Source organism: Kitasatospora nipponensis, from assembly GCF_039528135.1.
Lineage (GTDB): Bacteria > Actinomycetota > Actinomycetes > Streptomycetales > Streptomycetaceae > Kitasatospora > Kitasatospora nipponensis.
The window spans coordinates 1-600 of the sequence record NZ_BAAALF010000897.1; the positions used below are offsets into that span (position 1 = coordinate 1).

Genomic DNA, 600 nt, shown 5'->3' on the forward strand with positions numbered 1-600 from the left:
CGTCGAGTCGGCGCTGCACCCGCGGCGAACCGCGGCGGGCGAGATTCAGCAGAACGAAGTCACCCAGGAAGGACGCCACCGCGACACCGGCCGCGAGCAGCAGCGGCGCACCGTCCACCTCGGTGGTGTTCAGGACGGCCAGGATCACCAGGGTGCCACTCGGCAGGAAAGGCAGGAAGGCGTCACCGAGTACGGCAAAGAGCGCCAGTACGCAGATCCATACCGGCCCTACCAGCGCTGCGGCGTCCAAGGCGATGCTCCCTCAACAAGTCTCCGAGAGGTGTCCCGGTGACTACGGGGGTAACGCTAGCGGGTAGACGTTTCATGCCATGAAGCACCCCCGTGTGTCGCGCATCACGATACGTCCCTGGCGAGCCGGTTGCCGGACGAAGAGGGTGCTGCGGATTGACGTGAGCCCCTGAGGCGGGGTGCCGCTCCAGGGGCTCACAGGGGTCCAGCGGAACTGGTCCAGCCCGCCGACCTTGCAGGTGGGAGTAGGGACGCCGGTGCATTGCCCTACCGATCGGAAAGCCTGCCCGAAGGGGTGTGGGCGGCGCGAGTCCTACGCCTGGCGACTTCTGGCGCTGGCGTCAATTCGCC

The 600-nt window shown here is 67.3% G+C and carries 1 pseudogene; it reads right to left on the reverse strand.

Features of this window, described 5'->3' with window-relative positions:
• A pseudogene (locus ABD323_RS43935) lies at nt 1-250 on the reverse strand (hypothetical protein); the annotation flags it as partial.
• Nucleotides 251-600 lie beyond the last annotated feature (350 nt).